The sequence below is a fragment of the Mycolicibacterium sp. CBM1 genome, assembly GCF_054073305.1.
Genome location: NZ_JBSXPP010000014.1, coordinates 135,165 through 151,744, shown reverse-complemented (window position 1 = coordinate 151,744; position 16,580 = coordinate 135,165). Strand labels below are relative to the sequence as shown.

Below are 16,580 nucleotides of genomic sequence, written 5' to 3'. Positions count from 1 at the left end.
AGCCCTATCAATGTCCCGAATTTGGGTCCTTCTATCTACTGAGTGGCCGTCATAGCGTGGCGGTATGGACGTCGTGATTTGCAGTCCCCTGCGGACCCCGGTCGCGCGGATGGGCGGTGTGCTGGCTCCGCTCAGCACCGCTGACCTGGCCACCGCGGTCCTGCGGGAGCTGGTCGCGCGGACCGGTCTCGGCGAAGGCGACATCGACGATGTCATCCTGGGCAACGGGTACGCCAACGGCGAGGCTCCCGCCATCGGCCGCATCGCCGCACTGGACGCTGGCCTGGGCACGGCGGTGCCCGGCCTGCAGATCGACCGCCGCTGCGGCTCGGGCCTGCAGGCGGTGTTGTACGCCGCGGGGCAGGTGGCCACCGGCGCTGCGCGCGTCGTCGTCGCGGGCGGTGCGGAGTCGATGTCCAACGTCGAGCACTACGCCCTCGGCCTGCGCACCGGTGTGCGCCAAGGCGGCGTCGCACTGCTGGACCGGCTGGACCGTGCCCGTGAAACGGCTGGCGGCATCACACATCCCATCGCGGGTGGCATGATCGAAACCGCCGAGAACCTGCGCCGTGGTTACGGCATCAGCCGCAGAGAACAGGACGAGCTCGCGGTCCGCAGCCATCACAGGGCGGTTGCCGCCCACGACGGTGGCCACTTCGCCGACGAACTCGTGCCCGTCACCGTGCCGGGACGACGGGGCAAGCCCGACGTCGTCGTCGACCGCGACGAGCACCCCCGCGCTGACATCGACGTCGAGACGCTGGCCGCGCTGCGGCCCATCCGCGCCAAGCTCGACCCCGAGGCCACCGTCACCGCCGGCAACGCTTCCGGGCAGAACGACGGCGCCGCCATGTGCGTGGTCACCACGGGAAGCGAAGCCGAGAGGCACTCTCTGACACCACTTCTGAGGCTGCGCTCGTGGGCGGTCACCGGGTGTGAGCCTGAGGTGATGGGCATCGGCCCGGTGAGTGCCACCGCCGCGGCGCTGGAGCGCGCGGGTCTGACGCTCGACGAGATCGACTTGATCGAACTCAACGAGGCGTTCGCCGCACAGGTGCTGGCCGTCCTGGCCGAATGGAAAGTCGATCCCCTCGACGACCGGGTCAACCCCAACGGATCCGGCATCTCGCTGGGCCACCCGATCGGCGCGACCGGTGCACGCATCCTGGCCACCGCCGCCCACGAGGCGCGCCGCCGCGATGCCCGCTACGTCCTCGAAACCATGTGCATCGGTGGCGGCCAGGGGCTGGCCGCGGTCTTCGAGACCGTCCGATGAGCGCCGTCGAGGTGCACGCGGTGGTCACTGGCACCGGGCCCGCGGTGGTGCTGTCCAACTCGCTGGGATCCAGCCATCGGATGTGGGACGCCCAGGTCGCGGAGCTGGAAAAGCATTTCACGGTCGTGCGCTACGACACCCGCGGACACGGTAAATCACCGGTGCCGGAGGGGCCGTATTCGATCGCCGAACTGGCCGACGATCTCGTGGCGCTGCTCGACCGCCTCGACCTCGCACGGGCGCACCTGGTCGGGTTGTCGTTGGGCGGGATGACCGTCATGCACCTCGCCGCTCGAAATCCCGATCGGGTCAACCGGATCGGGTTGCTATGCACCGGGGCTCAGCTGCCGCCGGCCAGCGCATGGACCGAACGTGCCGCGACGGTGCGGGCGCAGGGAACCACAGCGGTCGCCGCGAGTGTCGTGGCGCGCTGGTTCACCGACGGCTACGCCGGGGACCGCGCCTACTGGCAGCAGATGGTGTCGGCCACCCCGGCCGAAGGGTATGCCGGCTGCTGCGAGGCCATCGCCGAAGCCGACCTGCGGCAACAGCTTCGGTTCATCACAGCCCCGACGCTGGCCATCGCCGGGGCCGACGATCCGGCCACCCCGCCCGCACGGCTCGTCGAGATCACCGAGGCGATCCCGGATTCGCGGCTCCTGGTGGTCGACGGAGCGGCCCACCTTGCCAACGCCCAACAACCCGGTGTGATCACCGCGGCCCTCATCGACCACCTGGAGCAGCCATGACACGCAACAAAGTCGTCGGCTCGGCGGCGGAGGCCGTCGCCGACATTCCTGACGGTGCCAGCCTGGCCGTCGGCGGCTTCGGCTTGGCCGGAATTCCATGGTTCCTCATCGAGGCGCTGATCGAGCAGGGCGCCGAGGACCTGACAGTCGTGAGCAACAACTGCGGTGTCGACGGTGGCGGGCTCGGACTGCTACTCGAGGCGCGCCGGATCATCCGAGTTATCGCGTCCTACGTCGGCGAGAACAAGGAATTCGCCCGCCAGTACCTAGGCGGCGAATTGACTGTCGAACTGACCCCGCAGGGCACGCTGGCCGAGCGGCTCCGCGCCGGCGGCAGCGGCATCGGCGCCTTTTTCACCCCGACGGGGGTGGGCACCATGGTCGCCGAGGGCGGCCTGCCCTGGCGCTACCACACTGACGGCACCGTGGCGCTGGCGTCGCCCCCCAAGGAGGTCCGGGTCTTCAACGGCCGGCAGATGCTGCTAGAGGAGGCGATCGTCACCGACTACGCGCTGGTGCGCGCAGCTGTCGCCGACACGGCGGGCAATTGCGTCTTCCACGCGGCGGCCCGCAATTTCAATCCGCCGGCCGCGATGGCGGGGCGCATCACGGTGGTGGAGGCCGAGCGCGTCGTCGCGGTCGGCGACCTGCACCCCGACGACATCCATCTGCCCGGCATCTTCGTACAGCGTGTCCACGAACTCACCCCCGAGCAGGCAACCCGCAAGGGCATCGAGAAGCTGACCACCCGGCCGCGGCCGCAATCGCAGGAGGTTACGCCATGAGCTGGACCAGAAACGAGATGGCCGCGCGCGCCGCGGCGGAACTCACCGACGGTGACTACGTCAACCTCGGCATCGGGCTACCCACCCTGATCCCCGACTACCTGCCCGCGGGCTCGGAAGTGACGCTGCACGCCGAGAACGGCATCCTCGGTGTCGGCCCGTTCCCCTACGAGGACGAGGTCGACCCCGATCTGGTCAACGCCGGCAAGCAGACGGTGTCGGTGCTGCCGGGTGCCTCCTACTTCGACTCGGCGACGAGCTTCGCGATGATCCGCGGCGGCCACGTCGATGTCGCCGTCCTGGGCGGGATGCAGGTGGCCATGAACGGCGACCTGGCCAACTGGATGGTCCCCGGCGCGATGGTCAAGGGGATGGGTGGGGCGATGGATCTGGTCAACGGCGCGGGGCGGGTGATCGTACTGATGGACCACACCGCGAAATCCGGTGCTGCCAAATTAGTTTCGTCATGTGATCTACCGTTGACAGGCAAGGCCGTGGTCAGCCGGGTCATTACCGACCTCGGTGTCTTCGACGTGGCCGGTGACGGGTTCACGGTCGTGGAATTGGCGCCCGGTGTGGCATTCGACGACGTGGCGGCCAAGACGGGGGCACCGCTCTACGACAGCCAGGTGGCGACGGCGTCCTGAGGGCTATTCCTCGTCGAGGACGCCCGAGGCGATCCGGAACGCGGTGTTGGCGTCGGGAACCCCGCAGTAGATCGCGCATTGCAGAAGCACTTCTTTGATTTCGTCGACGGTCAGCCCGTTGCGTCGCGCGGCGCGCACGTGCATGGCGAGCTCTTCGTGATGCCCGCGCGCCACCAGTGCGGTGAGTGTGATCATCGACCGGGACTTGCGGTCCAGGCCCGGCCGGGTCCAGATCTCGCCCCACGCGTAGCGGGTGATCAGATCCTGGAACTCGGCGGTGAAATCGGTGGTTCCGGCGACTGCGCGGTCGACGTGGGCGTCGCCGAGTACCGCCCGGCGCACCGTCATTCCGTCGTCGCGGGTGCTCATGAGGTCTCCTTCAGGTAGATGGCGGCACGGTCGAGGGCGGCGTCGATGAGGTGGGCGGTGGCGCCGAGGTAGGTGCCTTGCGGTTGGCGTCCGCTCAGCTCCGCCATCGCGTGCTGCTCGGCGTGAATACCCTCAGCGGTAGCAAGATTCGCTGCCGCTCGCGCCGTGTCGAAGCGCAGTTCGGTCAACAGCTCGGTGGCCTGGGAGGCGGCCACCAGGGTGTGCCGGGCCAGGGTCCGTAGCGCCGCCCACTCGGCATGCCAACCGCCGTCGGAGCGCTCGTCAACCGATGCGGCCGATGCCGCGTGCAGTGTCGCCCCGAGCGAGGGCGCGGCCAACGCGGCGCGGCGCAGCAGCACGGTCAGCACCGGATTGCTTTTGTGCGGCATGGTCGACGATCCTCCGCCGGAGCCCTCGCTCAATTCGGCCACGCGGGCGCCGGCGGCCACGTCGTTGGCGAGGTGGCCCCAGGCATCGCAGCAGGTGACTAGCGCGTCACCGGTCCGGGTCAGCCGCGACCGCGAGGTGTGCCACGGAAGTGCCTGTGCAAGACTAAGTTTCGCCGCCAGCATGGCTGACAACATGAGAGCCGCGTCGGCGGAGCCGGTCAGTTCGGTGGTGGCTGCCAGAGTGCCTGCGGCACCGCCAGCCTGTACCGCCGGGGCGGGAACGCCGTCGAGGGTGTCCGCAGCATCGAGCACCGCACCCAGCCAGACGGCGAACTTCCCCCCGGCGGTGCCCGGAAGTGCGGGCTGGGTGAGCGTTCGGGTGAGCATCGGGTCGTCGCGGTGGGTCCGCGTCAACGTGGCCAGAACGCGCACCTGGGCGCCGAACTGTTCGCGCAGCGTTGCCAAGGTGTCTCGCAGGCACAGCATCAGCGCGGTGTCGACGACATCCTGGCTGGTGAGCCCGCGGTGCAACCACCGCGCGGTCGCGCCGCCAGCGCGCGAACGCAGCAGTGCGACCAGACCGGTGACCGGGTTGCCGTCCTTCTCCGCACCGTCAGCGACGCGACCCGCATCGTTGGCATCCACCAGTGCGGTCAGGTCTGAGGCCGATTCCCGGGACGCAATTCCATGCTCGACAAGCACGGTGAGCCAGGCATTTTCGACGCTCACGAGGGCATCGAAGAAGGCCTGATCGCTCATCAGCGCGCCGGCACGCCGCTCGCCGGGCCAGAACAGGTCGGTCATGCTCAGTGGCCCGGGTAGCGCAGGAACACCGTCTCGTCGGGACCTTGCAGGGACACGTCGAAGCGCAGTCCCGTCGCATCGCGCTCGGCGATCAGCGTGCGGCGGCGTTCGGAGGGCAGCGACGACAACAAGGGGTCGTCCTCCAGTGCCGGACCCGGCACGTAGGCGCGGGTGAACAACCGATTGAGCAGACCGCGGCTGAACACGGTCACGAGGAAGAACGCGGACCGACCGGGTGCGGTGGCGCCGGGCTCGATCGTCGAGAAGCTGTAGTGGCCGGTGTCGTCGGTGGACGCCCGGCCCCAGCCGGTGAAGGTCCAGCCATCGCGCCGCAACGATCCCGCCTGCCGGGGCACGGCACCGCCGGCGTCGGCCTGCCAGATTTCGAGCATCGCGTCCGGCACCGGCTTGCCGTCCCCGTCGGTCACGGTGCCGTGGAATCGGATCGCGTTGGGGGATTGGGGCGGCACGAGCTCGGAGCTGCCGACGTAGGGCAGCGCGTATCCGAAGAACGGACCGACAGTCTGGCCCGGGGTCGGGGTCAGCAGGGTGCTCATCGGTTGTCCTCCTCGAAATGGGTCCGCTGGCTGCCGGTCAGGACGATGTCCCAGCGGTAGCCAGTGCACCACTCGTGCTTGGCGACATCGTGATCGTAGGTGGCGATCAGACGTTCGCGGGCTTTCTGGTCGGTGATCGACTGATAGATCGGATCCATCGCGAACAGCGGGTCGCCCGGGAAGTACATCTGCGTGATCATCCGCTGGGTGAATTCGGTTCCGAACAGCGAGAAGTGGATGTGCGCGGGACGCCAAGCGTTGTAGTGGTTCTTCCACGGGTAGGGACCCGGCTTGATGGTGGTGAACGTGTAGGTACCGTCGTCGTCGGTCAGGCAGCGGCCCACCCCGGTGAAGTTGGGATCCAGCGGCGCGACGTGCTGATCGCGCTTGTGTGCGTATCGGCCCGCGGCGTTGGCCTGCCAGATCTCGACGAGCTGCCGACGCACCGGCCGCCCGTCGCCGTCGACGATGCGTCCGGTCACCACGATGCGCTCGCCGATCGGTGCGCCGGAGTGCTGGATCGTCAGATCCGATTCGAGACGGTTAACGTCGCGGTCACCGAACACCGGGGTCCACAGCTCGACGCCTTCGGGGTCGGCGTGTTGCAGATCCTTGGTGGGGTGGCGCAGCAGACTGCTGCGGTAGGGCGCATAGTCCAGCCGCGGCTGGGTCTCCTCGACCCCGGAGCGGACATACGCTGATTCGATCGCCGCCATCTCGGCGTTGATTTGCGCCTGGCTCGCCGACGCGCTGTCGGGGTTGGCGTCGAAGATTGCTGTCATGCGAGCTACGGTAAGTCGCGCGGCCCCGGCCGCGGAATCATGATCTTTCGCTGAGCGGAACGATCGGTGAGATGACCGGCCATGCCGACCCCCTGCGGTACCCGTCACTCGGCGTTTGCTGGCCTTGATCGGTGCGCCCGGCGATCAGCGCTGTGCGCCAGGCCTTCACCTTCTTCTAACCGCGTTTGGGCCGCGCCAGCTCCCTCCGCGTAGGTGTGCTGGAGGGTTTGCTACTGGTTGGCCCGAGGGTGATCGCCTCCCGGGAGGTCATGCACACTCAACTGCGGCGAGTGTGGCGTGACGGCCTCGCTGTGACCGCCGCGGAGACGTCCCTCGCCGCGTGTTCGCTGGCGGTGTCCGCGGTGCCGCTGGTGCCCAGGACGGCCCGGTGCCGTTGGCCCTGGCTTGCCGAGCGGAAACGCCGCGATGGCCGGCACGAACGCCAGCACAGCCGAACGGGGCTCTGCCAGAAGCGAGGTGCACGATGGAGGGCATGGACGTCTTGGTGGTTGGGGCCGGGCCCGCCGGTATGGCTCTGGCGGCAGCCTGCGGTCAGCTTGGCCTCAAGGTCGGCTTGCTGGACCCGAACCCTGATCGGCCGTGGGTGGCGACCTACGGGATGTGGAGCGCCGAACTGCCGGTCGACACCCCGCCGTCCGTGGTCGCGGCGCGCGCCTCGGGCCGGGCGATCGCCCTGACCGGGCACCGCCTGGGCTGGGACTATGTCGTTCTCGACGTGGACGCTCTTCGCTCCCGCCTTGCCGATCAGTTCACCGGCGTGGGCGTCTATGCCGGGCGTGCTGTCCGATCGCCGGAGCCGGGTGTGGTGGAGCTGGCCGACGGGTCGACGCTGCGGGCTGCGGTGGTCGTCGACGCCGCGGGACGGTGGCGCCCATTGGATCCCACTGCGCCGCAACTGATATCGGCCGAACAGACGGCCTACGGCGTGATCCTCGACGAGGAGTCGGTTTCTCCGTTGGTCGCCCCCGGTGAAGCGCTGTTCATGGACTGGCGCGCCGACCACGGCGAAAGCGGGTGGCCGACGTTCCTCTACGTGGTTCCGCTGGGCGACGGCAAGGTGCTCGTGGAGGAGACCTCACTGGCCCGGCGGCCCGGACTGCCGCTGGCGACCCTGCGCCGCCGACTCCATGCGCGGCTGGCCCACCACGGCATCCCACTTCCGAAAAATGCTCCCACAGAGAAGGTTTCATTTCCCGTTGACCATCCGCGGCACTCCGGAGCCGGTGTGCTCGGTTTCGGTGCCGCAGCACCGCTGATCCACCCGGCGAGTGGATTCAGCGTGGCAGCCTCCCTTCGCCTGGCGCCCCAGGTGGCCGCGGCGCTCGCCGGGCATCTGCCCGGCCAGCCGGACCGGGCGCTTGCGGCAGCGCAGGGAACGGTGTGGCCGGCTGCCGCGAAGATGATCCACCGGGTTCGGCGCATCGGCCTGGAAGCGTTGTTGCGAATGCCCGCGGCCGAGGTCCCCGGCTTCTTCGAGAAGTTCTTCTCGCTGCCGGACGCTCACCGCTGGGCCTATCTCACCGCGCGCGACGACGTCGGCGGCACCATTGCCGCGATGGCCAGCCTCTTCCGCGAATCGAACTGGCGGATGCGCCGTCACCTCGTGCTGCCGGCCGTCATGCGTCCGCTGCGAACCAATGACGGGGCAGGGGACTGATTCGCATGAAACCGGAAACCATCGTTCCCAAATAGCGATCGCGTGGGTTACCGTCGAAGTAAAGCCCGCGAATTCCTAGATTGGGTCGCTTGATGACTGTGACTGGTGAGCGTCCGCAGATCCTCCTCGAGGATGTCGACTTCAATCGCCGCGACCATCCCGATCGGCCGCTGCGGCCGATCCCGCCCGGCCGAGACCACTTCGCCGACCAATGGCGCCGGATGCGCGAGTTCATGTTCGGCGAGTGGATCGACATCGACAACGAGGTCGAACCCAGCGACCTCACCCGACTGCGCGACGACTACTTCTGGCAGCGTGACGAATACATGTTCGGCGTGGTCGACGCGTTCGAGCGCCTCGGTCACGAACAGGGCCGGGCCCTGTTCGAGCAGGCCCTCACCCAGGGCATCGACACCCTCGGCGATCCCCCGCCAGAGTTCGTCGCCCTCTTCGAGCACCTGGATCAGCTACCCGCGCAGTTCGACCTGGTCGCCGCCGAACGCGGCAGGATGCTGGCGATGTCAGCCACGTGGGCCGCCACCACGATCATCCGGTCGTGGGCGTTCTACGAGACCGCGATGACCGGTGATATCTCCGCGGCTACCGGGGCTACGGGCCGCTTCGCCGACGACGGTCCGCGCCGCTTCATCGAAACCGCCCGGGTCTTCGCAGAATTCACTCTCCCGGACATCTTCGATCGCCACTCCGAGGCGTTCCAGGACGTCGTGCGGGTGAGGTTGATGCACGCACTGGCCAGTCGCGGGCTCCGGCGGAAATGGGGCGACGATGTCTATCTGAAGTTCGGCGAACCCATCCCGGTGACCTCGTTGCTCGGCTTCGGCAGCGGCATGTTGCTGGGACGCCTCGTCGACCACGCTTTCGGGCGTAAACTCACCCACCAGCAACTCGAAGACCTCGCCGAGTATTCATCCTTCTCGGGCCGGTTGTGGGGAGCGCCGGAACTGCTCTATTCCCCGACCGGTATCGAGCTGATCAAGTCGTTGAACTACGTCCTCGCCAGGGGTGGCAACCCGTCGCCCTGGCGTGCCGAACTGGTGGATGCCATCGCCGGGCCCGCCCACCTGACCACCCTGACCGAGGCGCTTCCCGGCTGGGTCAGGAAGGTGGTGGCCCGGCACGTCAACCAGCTCACGGCGAGCATCGCCCTTGCCCCGGCCGGCGTTGTCTTCGGCTACCAGCAGATCGAGGCGATGGTCGCCGGGACCCTCTTCGAACCGCTGGGCTACAACTGGGAGCGCCGGGCCCGCTACTTCGCGCACCTCACCCGACTAAACGTGGGCCTCGCCAGGGTGGCCGACATCCTGCCGTGGGATAACCCGACCCGTGAACGCAGGAAGAAGAGCGGAGCTGCCGCCCGCGAACGAGTTGCCATGCTGGACAAGATCGCCCGCGGCAAGAACATCCCGGCCACCTACACCCACCACGACAGGTCCACAGCGGGGCAGGGGTTCACCGGCTAACCGGCAGGTGTCACGTCGCTTCCCGAGCCCTTGATCGACGCCTTCGCCCGAGGCTCGGCGCGCACGCTCCTCGAGCCGCGGACGTAGCCGGTCGCCGAGATCGACGCTGCCAACAGGGCGTCCTCGCCCTTGACGAACGGGTGGAAACCGACCCCGGCGCCGCCGCGCCCCTTCACCGGGATATCCGCGACTTCGGTGACCTTCCAACTCTTTTCCGACAGCGACAGGATGGCCTCGCCGTTCGCGCAGGACACCGGTAGCGCTGCGATGACCTCATCGCCGTCTGCGGCCAGTTTCACGCCGGCGACACCGTTGCCCGCCACGCCCTGGGGATTGACCGCGGCCGGGTCGATACGCAGGACCTTCCCCCGCCGCGTCACCAGCGCCAGGTGGTAACCCGGAGGGAGCACGCCCGAGCGCACCAGACCGGTGATGTCCGGCGCTACCGGGATGTCGCGGATCTTGTAGGGCAGGCCGTTTCCGGCGGTGAACTTCACCCGCCCATCGCTCCACGCCGCCCAGCCGAGACCAGCGGTGAGCAGCTCGCCGTGGCTGTCGGAGAACACCCCCCGGTCGTCGAGGCGCCAGGCCGCATTGACCTTGCGTTCGCGGTTGCCGTCCTCGTCGGTGCCGGCGGCGACCGGGGTGGCCTCCGCGTCCAGAACCGTTCGCCGGTCGAACTCGGGTCCCTTGAACAGCTTCGCGGTCTCGACCAGCTCTTCGTCGATCACCTTGCGGCGGGCATCGGGATTGGACACCAGCTCGGTCAGCGCGGCGAACTCGGCGTCGAGCTTCTCTGCCTCGGCACGCAGCTCGATGACATCGAGCTTGGTGAGCCGGCGAAGCTGCAGCGCCAGAACATAATCGGCCTGGACGGCATCGATCGCGAAGCGTTCCTGCAGTCCCTGGCGGGCCTCGTCCACGGTGTCCGAGCCGCGGATCACCGCCACCGCGGCGTCGATGTCGAGGTGGATGGTCATCAACCCGGCCACCAGGTGGCGACGTGCAGTGACCTTCTCCAGGCGGTATTCGCTGCGGTGCAGCACCACCGAATCGCGCAGCGACAGGAACGCTGCGATCAGTTCACGCACCGACCACCAGCGGGGCACCCGGTTCTCGTCGAGGGCGACCAGGCTGGCGGCGAATGTCGACTCCAGCGGCGTCAGGGCCAGCAGCTGCTCGCGGATCTGTGCGGCGTCGTGGCCGCGTTTGGCGGTGACCACGATGCGCAGCCCGTTGCGGCGATCGGTGAGGTCCGACATGTCCGCGACACCGGACATCTCGCCGGACTCGACCAGGGCGCGGATGCGTTCCTGCACAGTGTTACTCGCAACCCCAGGCGGCAGCTCGGTGATGATGCAGTTCTTGCCGTCCACGGACACCGTCCCGCGCACGGTGAACGCGCCGCGGCCGGTGGTGATGTACTCCCGCAGCCCGGCCGTGCCGACCACGGTGGCGCCGCAGCCCCAGTCCGGCCCGGGAATCAGTTTCACCAGCCGGTCGTCGGTCATGTTCGGGGTTTTCAGCAAGGCCCGGCAGGCGTCCATGATCTCGCGAGGATTGTGCGCGGGGACCTTGGTGGCCCAACCTTCGGCGATGCCGACGGCGCCGTTGCACAGCAATACCGGCCACTGGGCCGGCAGCATGGTCGGTTCGGTCCACTCCCCGTCGAACGTCGGCACCATCGGCACGGCGTGGTCGTCGAGTTCGGCGGTCAGCGCCGCGCCGGGTGCCGACAGCCGCATCTCGGTGTAGCGATCGGCAGCGGGGATGTCACCCTGGATGCGGGGGAAAGCGCCTTGTCCGTCAATGACTTTCACGCGCTGGAATTCGGCAGCCATCAACGCTGCCGCGCCGTACATCGAGGCGCCGCCGTGTGGATGCAGGTTGCCGGTTACTGCCGAGCAGACCTTCGAGGATTTCTGCGGTTTGTTGCCGGGCAGCAGCTTCGAGTCGTGCATCTGGTAGAGCAGGCGCCGCTGGCCGGGTTTGAGCCCGTCGAACGCCGACGGGATCGCACGGTCGCTGACGCTGTAGAGCGCAAACGTCAGCTGGTAGTGGTTCCAGTAGTCGTCGGCGCTCTGGTCGAGCACCAGGTCGGGGTTCTGCTCGGGAACGTCCAGGGTGGCGGTCACGGGGTCCTCCTAGTCGAGGTCGAGCGCGGAGGTGTCGACGCGGGCGGCGATGTCAGCCATCCACGTGCGCCGTCCCTCGGGCGGCCCGCCGAACAGTGTGTGGTGCAATTTCGCGTCGCCGTCGTCGGGGTGGACGCGAATCACGGTGCGCCGCTGGGGATCTAGCACAGTGTTCCAGAAGTCGTCGGCGTCCATCTCGCCGAGACCCTTGTTGCGCTGCACCTCCACCCGTTTCTTCGAGGTGGCCTTCAACTGGGCGACGGCGGCGTCGCGCTCGGACTCGTCCTGGCAGTAGATCCGTTCATCGCCGTTCTTCACCACGAACAGCGGCGGCAGCGTGACGTAGACCATGCCCGCTTCCACGAGCGGTCGGTAGAAGTCCAGGAACATCGAGATCAGGCTCGAGTTGATGTTGCCACCGTCGGGGTCGGCGTCGGAGGCGAACAGGATCCGGTCGTATCGGCACTGCTCGGGGTCACAGTTGTCGCGCACCCCGCAGCCGAGGATGCGTTCGATCGAATCGAACTCGTCCTTGGCGCGCGCTTTGCTCAGGGCGAACCCATAGACGTTGGGCGGCTTGCCCTTCAGCGGGAAGGCCGCTTGGAATGTCGCGTCACGCGCGGCTTTGATTGTGCCCAGCGCCGAGTCGCCCTCGCAGAGGAACAGTTCGGCGCCCGAGCCGCGGCCGGTTTCCCGGCTGGGCAGCAGTTTCGGTGGCAACGACAGATTCGTGCCGAGTCCCTTGGCTTTCGACGCCGCGCGGGACCGCGCCTTGGCGCCTTCGGCGCTACGGCGCGCCCGGGCGAACTCGAGCGCGAGCTTCGTCCACAGCGAGACGGTGTCGCTGTTGGCCGGGTTGGCAGCCCAGACGGTGACGCTGCGCGCTACGTCGGGTGCCATCGCCAGGTTCAGCGACCGGGACGACACCGCCGTCTTGGCCTGGGAATCCCACGACACATCCGGGGCGCGGGTATCGACCGCCAGGGCGGTGACCGCCGCGAAATCCTGTGGCTCGGGCCCGTCTTCACCCTTGGCGAGGCCGAGGTCGCGGATCCGGGACGCCCGGTCGGCAAGAGCCTCGGACAGCCCCTTCATCGCGGCGGTCAGGTGCGAACCTCCGCCGGGGGTGCGCACGGTGTTGCAGAACGCGGCCACCGTCGCCGGTTCGGCCGGGCCCGCGGTCAGCGACCACCGAAACGGTGTCGGGCCACGGCCGGTCGTGTAGTCGCCGCGGCCCTCCACGACAGCCCGCACCACGGGTGTGGGGGTGCCGGCCGCGGTGCACATGAGGTCGAGCAGCGTGTCGGTACCCCAGGGGCCGTCGAACGGCTCGAGCAGGGCCGGCGGAATCTCGCCGCCGGGCCAGCCTTCGTCGACGACTACCAGGTGCACACCAGGAGACATCCGCGCCGCGGCGTGAGCGCGCAGCAGCACCTCACCGATGTCGATGCTGGAATCGGGCACGACGGCCGGGTCGAACAGGATGCGCACCGTTGTGCCCTGTGCGTCGGGCTTCCGGTTGCTGACACCGCGCAGCTTCTGGGTGTCGGCACGCGTGAACGGTGCGTCCGGGTCGAAGTCTCCGCCGGCGGCGGGTTCGAACACACCGGGGTAGCCGCGGCCGAAGCTCTGCAGATACGTCTTTCCGCCCCGGCGGACCGTGACGTCGGTACGGGCAGAGATGAAGACCGCCGCCGCGGCGCCGATTCCGTTCAGGCCGGCCCCGGTGCTGGTGGCGTCGACATGCGCGGAGAACTTGCCCCCGGCCCGGGCGGTGCCCAGCGTTTTGACGATGCCGTTCTTCCCGGTCGTCGGGTCGGTGTCGACGGGCAGCCCGCGACCGTCGTCGGTGACGCTGACCGATCCGTCGGCGTGCAGGGTGATCGTGACGGTCGACCCGCCGTGGCTGGGGTCGGCCACCTCTTCGACCGCGTTGTCGATCAACTCGCGCAGGGCGGTGTTCAGGACGTCCAGACCGAGATTCACCGCCGGCCGCAGACGGGTGTGCTGGACATCGTCGAGCTCGGTGATGTCAGCGGCGGTGTAACTCACGTCTGGTCCTCTCCATCGGGTGGGGCGCCGGTGGAATGGTAGACGGCTGGACCGACTATCTCGTGTATCCGCAGCTCGCTGCGCTTCGATTGACCTGACTGCTAAAGAGTGCCCGAACCGGGAGAAAGCGCGGGCCAGCCCGCGCTGATCAGGGTGGTCAGGTCTTCGGCCCAGGCCTCGTCCAGTGGGGCGTCGTGCCGAATGATGATGCGGAAGATCGCGCTGCCCACCACGACCTCGGCCAGCAGGGGCAGGTCGCCGTCGTCGCGCGATCTCCCGAATGGCTCGTCCATTCGGGAGCGAAAAGTTGTGAGGCCGTCGGCGAATCGCGAGATCATCCTGCTGTGGACGTCCGGATCGGCGACGGTATCGGCGATCAGCGCCGGTAGCGCGAGCCGGACCTCGGGGCGGTCGAACATCGCGCGGGTCGCCTCGACCAGCGCCCGGATGTCCTCCGCGACATCACCTGAGGCGCTCGGCATCGCCATGACTTCAGCGGGCAGTATCGCCTCGTGGACCAGTTGGGCCTTGCCTGACCACCGCCGGTAGATGGCAGCAGTGGTGGTCCCGGCACGAGCCGCGATGGCCGACAGCGACAGCGCGGGATAGCCGGTTTCGAGGAGCAGATCGCGCGTCGCTCGGATGATCGCGGCATCGATCTTCTCGTCGCGAGGCCGGCCCGGCGACCGGGAGGGACCCTTGTCATCGTCGGGCGGATCTGTTCTCATGATTTCCAATATAGACCGCATCGTATCGTTATTAGGGGAGAGCCCGTTGATCCTGAGCCCGCTCGACGAGTACCCGATCCACCAGGCGCCCGTGCCGGTCAGCGCCCCGGCGACCTCGGACCGCAACTTCTACGACCGCTCCTATTTCAACGTGCTCGACCGCGACGGCCGCTTCATGGCGCTGACGGGAATCGGCTACTACCCCCGGCTGGGCGTCAAGGACGCCTACCTGCTGATACGCCGGGGCGACAAGCAGACCGCCGTTCGATTCAGTGACGCGATCGACGAGGACCGTCTGCACCAGAACGTCAACGGGTACCGGCTCGACGTCGTCGAGCCCCTACAGGAGCTGCACCTCACCGTCGCCGAGACCGAGGGCGTCGCGGCGGACCTCAGATGGCGTGGACTGTTCCCCGCGGCGCTCGAGCATTCCCATCAGATGCACTCGCAACGACGAGTGACGTTGCACGCGTGCCGTTTTGCCCAGCTGGGGTGCTGGGAGGGGTGGATCGACGTCGACGGCGAACGGCTCAGTGTCGACTCGACCACATCGGTGGGCAGCCGCGACCGGTCCTGGGGCATCCGGCCCATCGGCGAGCCCGAACCCGCCGGGCGACCGGACACCGCATTCGGCGGCATGTGGTGGCTGTACCTGCCGCTGGCCTTCCCCGACTACCAGATCTTCCTGATCATCCAGGAGGATCCGGACGGGCACCGCAGCCTCTACGACTGCACCCGGCGCTGGCCCGACGGCAGGGTCGAACAGCTCGACGGTGTGCGCGCGACGATCCACTACACGCCCGGCACGCGCATTCCCTACGGCGCCCATATCGAGATGTTGACTCGATCCGGCAGCCGACTACAGCTGGACGTCGAGTCGAAGCTGTTCGCGCCCATTGCCTTTGGATCCGGCTACGGCGGGGACTCCACGTGGGCACACGGCACCTGGAAGGGCGGTCCGTCCGCGGAGCGGGTGTCCTACGACATGACCGACCCCGAGACCCTAGCCCGGGCGCCGTTCAGTCTGATCGACCACGTGGGCCGGGCCGTTTGCACCGAGCCCGACGGCAGTACGCATCACGGCGCGGGCCTGTTCGAGCACGCCATCATCGGCCCGCACCACCCGTCGGGCTTGCACGACTGGACCGACGTTCAGGAAGCGGTGGCGCCGTGAAGGTCATGACAGCCCTGTTCGGACCGACTGATGCGGTGGAGCGCGCTGCCGTGCTACGCGAAGCCGGAGCGTCCGGCGTGTTCACCTTCGAGGGTCCGCGGGAGGTCTTCACCCCGTTGGTGCTGGCATCGACGGTCAAAGGCCTCGACCTCATGACGAACGTGGCGATTGCGTTCCCCCGCAATCCGATCCAGCTGGCCCATGAGGCAAACGACCTGCAGGAGATTTCGCAGGGCCGGTTCATCCTCGGCCTCGGCACGCAGATCCGTGCGCAGATCGAGAAACGCTACGGCGCCGAATTCGACCGGCCGGTGGCGCGGATCAAGGAGATGGTCGGAGCCCTGCGGGCCATCTTCACCACCTGGAGCACCGGTGAGCGCCTCGACTTCCGTGGCGAGTTCTACCGGCACACCCTGATGACACCGACCTTCAATCCCGGGCCCAATCCGTATGGGCCGCCGCCGATCTACCTCGGTGCACTCGGTCCGCAGATGACTCGCGCGACCGCCGAAGTGGCCGATGGTCTGCTGGTGATGCCGTTCGGGTCGAAACGGTTCCTGCACGAAAAGACCATGCCTGCCGTTCGTGCGGGCCTGGCAGCCGCCGGCCGCGACGCCGCCGACTTTGCAGTGGTACCCGAGATCATCGTGTCCGTGGGTGAGGATCACACCTCGACGCGGATGCTGCTGTCGTTCTACGGGTCCACCCCGGCGTATCGCCCGGTGCTGGAGGCGCACGGCTGGGGCGATCTGCAACCGGAACTCAACGCCATGTCCAAACAGGGCCGGTGGCGGGAGATGTCGACGTTGATCGACGACGAGATGCTCCACACGATTGCCGCGTGCGGCACGCCGGCCGAGGTGGCGGCGCACATCCGCGATCGTGTCGACGGCGTTTCGGACCGGATCTGCCTGTATCAGCCCGGGCCCATTGCCGCCGAGTCGCTGGCCGAGATCATCGACGCGTTGGGCTGA

The 16,580-nt window shown here is 68.1% G+C and carries 15 protein-coding genes; 8 read left to right on the top strand and 7 right to left on the bottom strand.

Going from position 1 to position 16,580, the window contains the following annotated elements:
• The first annotated feature begins 64 nt into the window (after positions 1–64).
• From ACXDF8_RS18930 to ACXDF8_RS18915, 4 genes are read left to right on the top strand one after another with little or no spacing between them, the layout of a single operon-like run.
• Positions 65–1,276 (top strand): acetyl-CoA C-acetyltransferase, encoded by a 1,212-nt coding sequence (locus tag ACXDF8_RS18930; RefSeq protein WP_457224818.1) that lies wholly within the window; start codon positions 65–67, stop codon positions 1,274–1,276.
• A complete protein-coding gene (pcaD, locus tag ACXDF8_RS18925) occupies positions 1,273–2,025 on the top strand; it encodes a 3-oxoadipate enol-lactonase (RefSeq protein WP_457224817.1) in 753 nt (250 codons plus the stop codon). Before ACXDF8_RS18930 ends, pcaD begins: the two co-directional genes overlap by 4 nt.
• Positions 2,022–2,810 carry a CoA transferase subunit A gene (locus ACXDF8_RS18920; RefSeq protein ID WP_457224816.1) on the top strand — a complete coding sequence of 263 codons (789 nt, stop codon included), beginning with the start codon at positions 2,022–2,024 and terminating at the stop codon, positions 2,808–2,810. Before pcaD ends, ACXDF8_RS18920 begins: the two co-directional genes overlap by 4 nt.
• Entirely contained in the window at positions 2,807–3,457 is a 651-nt protein-coding gene (locus tag ACXDF8_RS18915) for a CoA transferase subunit B (protein ID WP_457224815.1), read from the top strand. The genes ACXDF8_RS18920 and ACXDF8_RS18915 overlap by 4 nt, the downstream gene beginning before the upstream one ends.
• Before the next feature lie 3 nt (positions 3,458–3,460).
• Here the strand turns inward: ACXDF8_RS18915 and pcaC are convergent, their stop codons facing one another.
• Genes pcaC through pcaH form a run of 4 tightly spaced genes read right to left on the bottom strand, consistent with a single transcriptional unit; the run spans position 3,461 to position 6,358 of the window.
• Positions 3,461–3,826, bottom strand: coding sequence for a 4-carboxymuconolactone decarboxylase (gene pcaC / locus ACXDF8_RS18910; RefSeq protein ID WP_457224814.1), 366 nt, complete (start codon positions 3,824–3,826; stop codon positions 3,461–3,463).
• A complete protein-coding gene (locus tag ACXDF8_RS18905) occupies positions 3,823–5,019 on the bottom strand; it encodes a lyase family protein (RefSeq protein ID WP_457224813.1) in 1,197 nt (398 codons plus the stop codon). The genes pcaC and ACXDF8_RS18905 overlap by 4 nt, the downstream gene beginning before the upstream one ends.
• 2 nt (positions 5,020–5,021) lie before the next feature.
• Entirely contained in the window at positions 5,022–5,576 is a 555-nt protein-coding gene (gene pcaG / locus ACXDF8_RS18900; protein ID WP_457224812.1) for a protocatechuate 3,4-dioxygenase subunit alpha, read from the bottom strand.
• A complete protein-coding gene (gene pcaH, locus ACXDF8_RS18895; protein ID WP_457224811.1) occupies positions 5,573–6,358 on the bottom strand; it encodes a protocatechuate 3,4-dioxygenase subunit beta in 786 nt (261 codons plus the stop codon). The genes pcaG and pcaH overlap by 4 nt, the downstream gene beginning before the upstream one ends.
• 493 nt (positions 6,359–6,851) lie before the next feature.
• Here pcaH and ACXDF8_RS18890 point away from each other — a divergent pair, with 493 nt between their 5' ends.
• Positions 6,852–8,036, top strand: a complete 1,185-nt coding sequence (locus ACXDF8_RS18890) for a lycopene cyclase family protein (RefSeq protein WP_457224810.1) — start codon at positions 6,852–6,854, stop codon at positions 8,034–8,036.
• A 92-nt stretch (positions 8,037–8,128) separates the two neighbouring features.
• On the top strand, positions 8,129–9,517 hold the full coding sequence (locus tag ACXDF8_RS18885) for an oxygenase MpaB family protein (protein ID WP_457224809.1): 1,389 nt from the start codon (positions 8,129–8,131) through the stop codon (positions 9,515–9,517).
• On the opposite strand, the gene ACXDF8_RS18880 is transcribed toward ACXDF8_RS18885, so the two are convergent.
• The 3 genes from ACXDF8_RS18880 to ACXDF8_RS18870 form a co-directional block, all read right to left on the bottom strand.
• Positions 9,514–11,652: a DNA gyrase subunit A gene (locus ACXDF8_RS18880; protein WP_457224808.1), complete on the bottom strand. Its 2,139-nt coding sequence runs from the start codon at positions 11,650–11,652 to the stop codon at positions 9,514–9,516. The genes ACXDF8_RS18885 and ACXDF8_RS18880 overlap by 4 nt on opposite strands.
• A 9-nt stretch (positions 11,653–11,661) precedes the next feature.
• Positions 11,662–13,704 (bottom strand): toprim domain-containing protein, encoded by a 2,043-nt coding sequence (locus tag ACXDF8_RS18875; RefSeq protein WP_457224807.1) that lies wholly within the window; start codon positions 13,702–13,704, stop codon positions 11,662–11,664.
• A 101-nt stretch (positions 13,705–13,805) separates the two neighbouring features.
• The gene (locus ACXDF8_RS18870; protein WP_457224806.1) at positions 13,806–14,432 is read right to left on the bottom strand and encodes a TetR-like C-terminal domain-containing protein; all 627 of its coding nucleotides are present in this window, start codon (positions 14,430–14,432) and stop codon (positions 13,806–13,808) included.
• Between ACXDF8_RS18870 and ACXDF8_RS18865 the strand changes: the two genes are divergently transcribed.
• On the top strand, positions 14,431–15,606 hold the full coding sequence (locus tag ACXDF8_RS18865; protein WP_457224805.1) for an Rv3169 family protein: 1,176 nt from the start codon (positions 14,431–14,433) through the stop codon (positions 15,604–15,606). The genes ACXDF8_RS18870 and ACXDF8_RS18865 overlap by 2 nt on opposite strands.
• Entirely contained in the window at positions 15,603–16,580 is a 978-nt protein-coding gene (locus tag ACXDF8_RS18860; RefSeq protein WP_457224804.1) for a TIGR03617 family F420-dependent LLM class oxidoreductase, read from the top strand. The genes ACXDF8_RS18865 and ACXDF8_RS18860 overlap by 4 nt, the downstream gene beginning before the upstream one ends.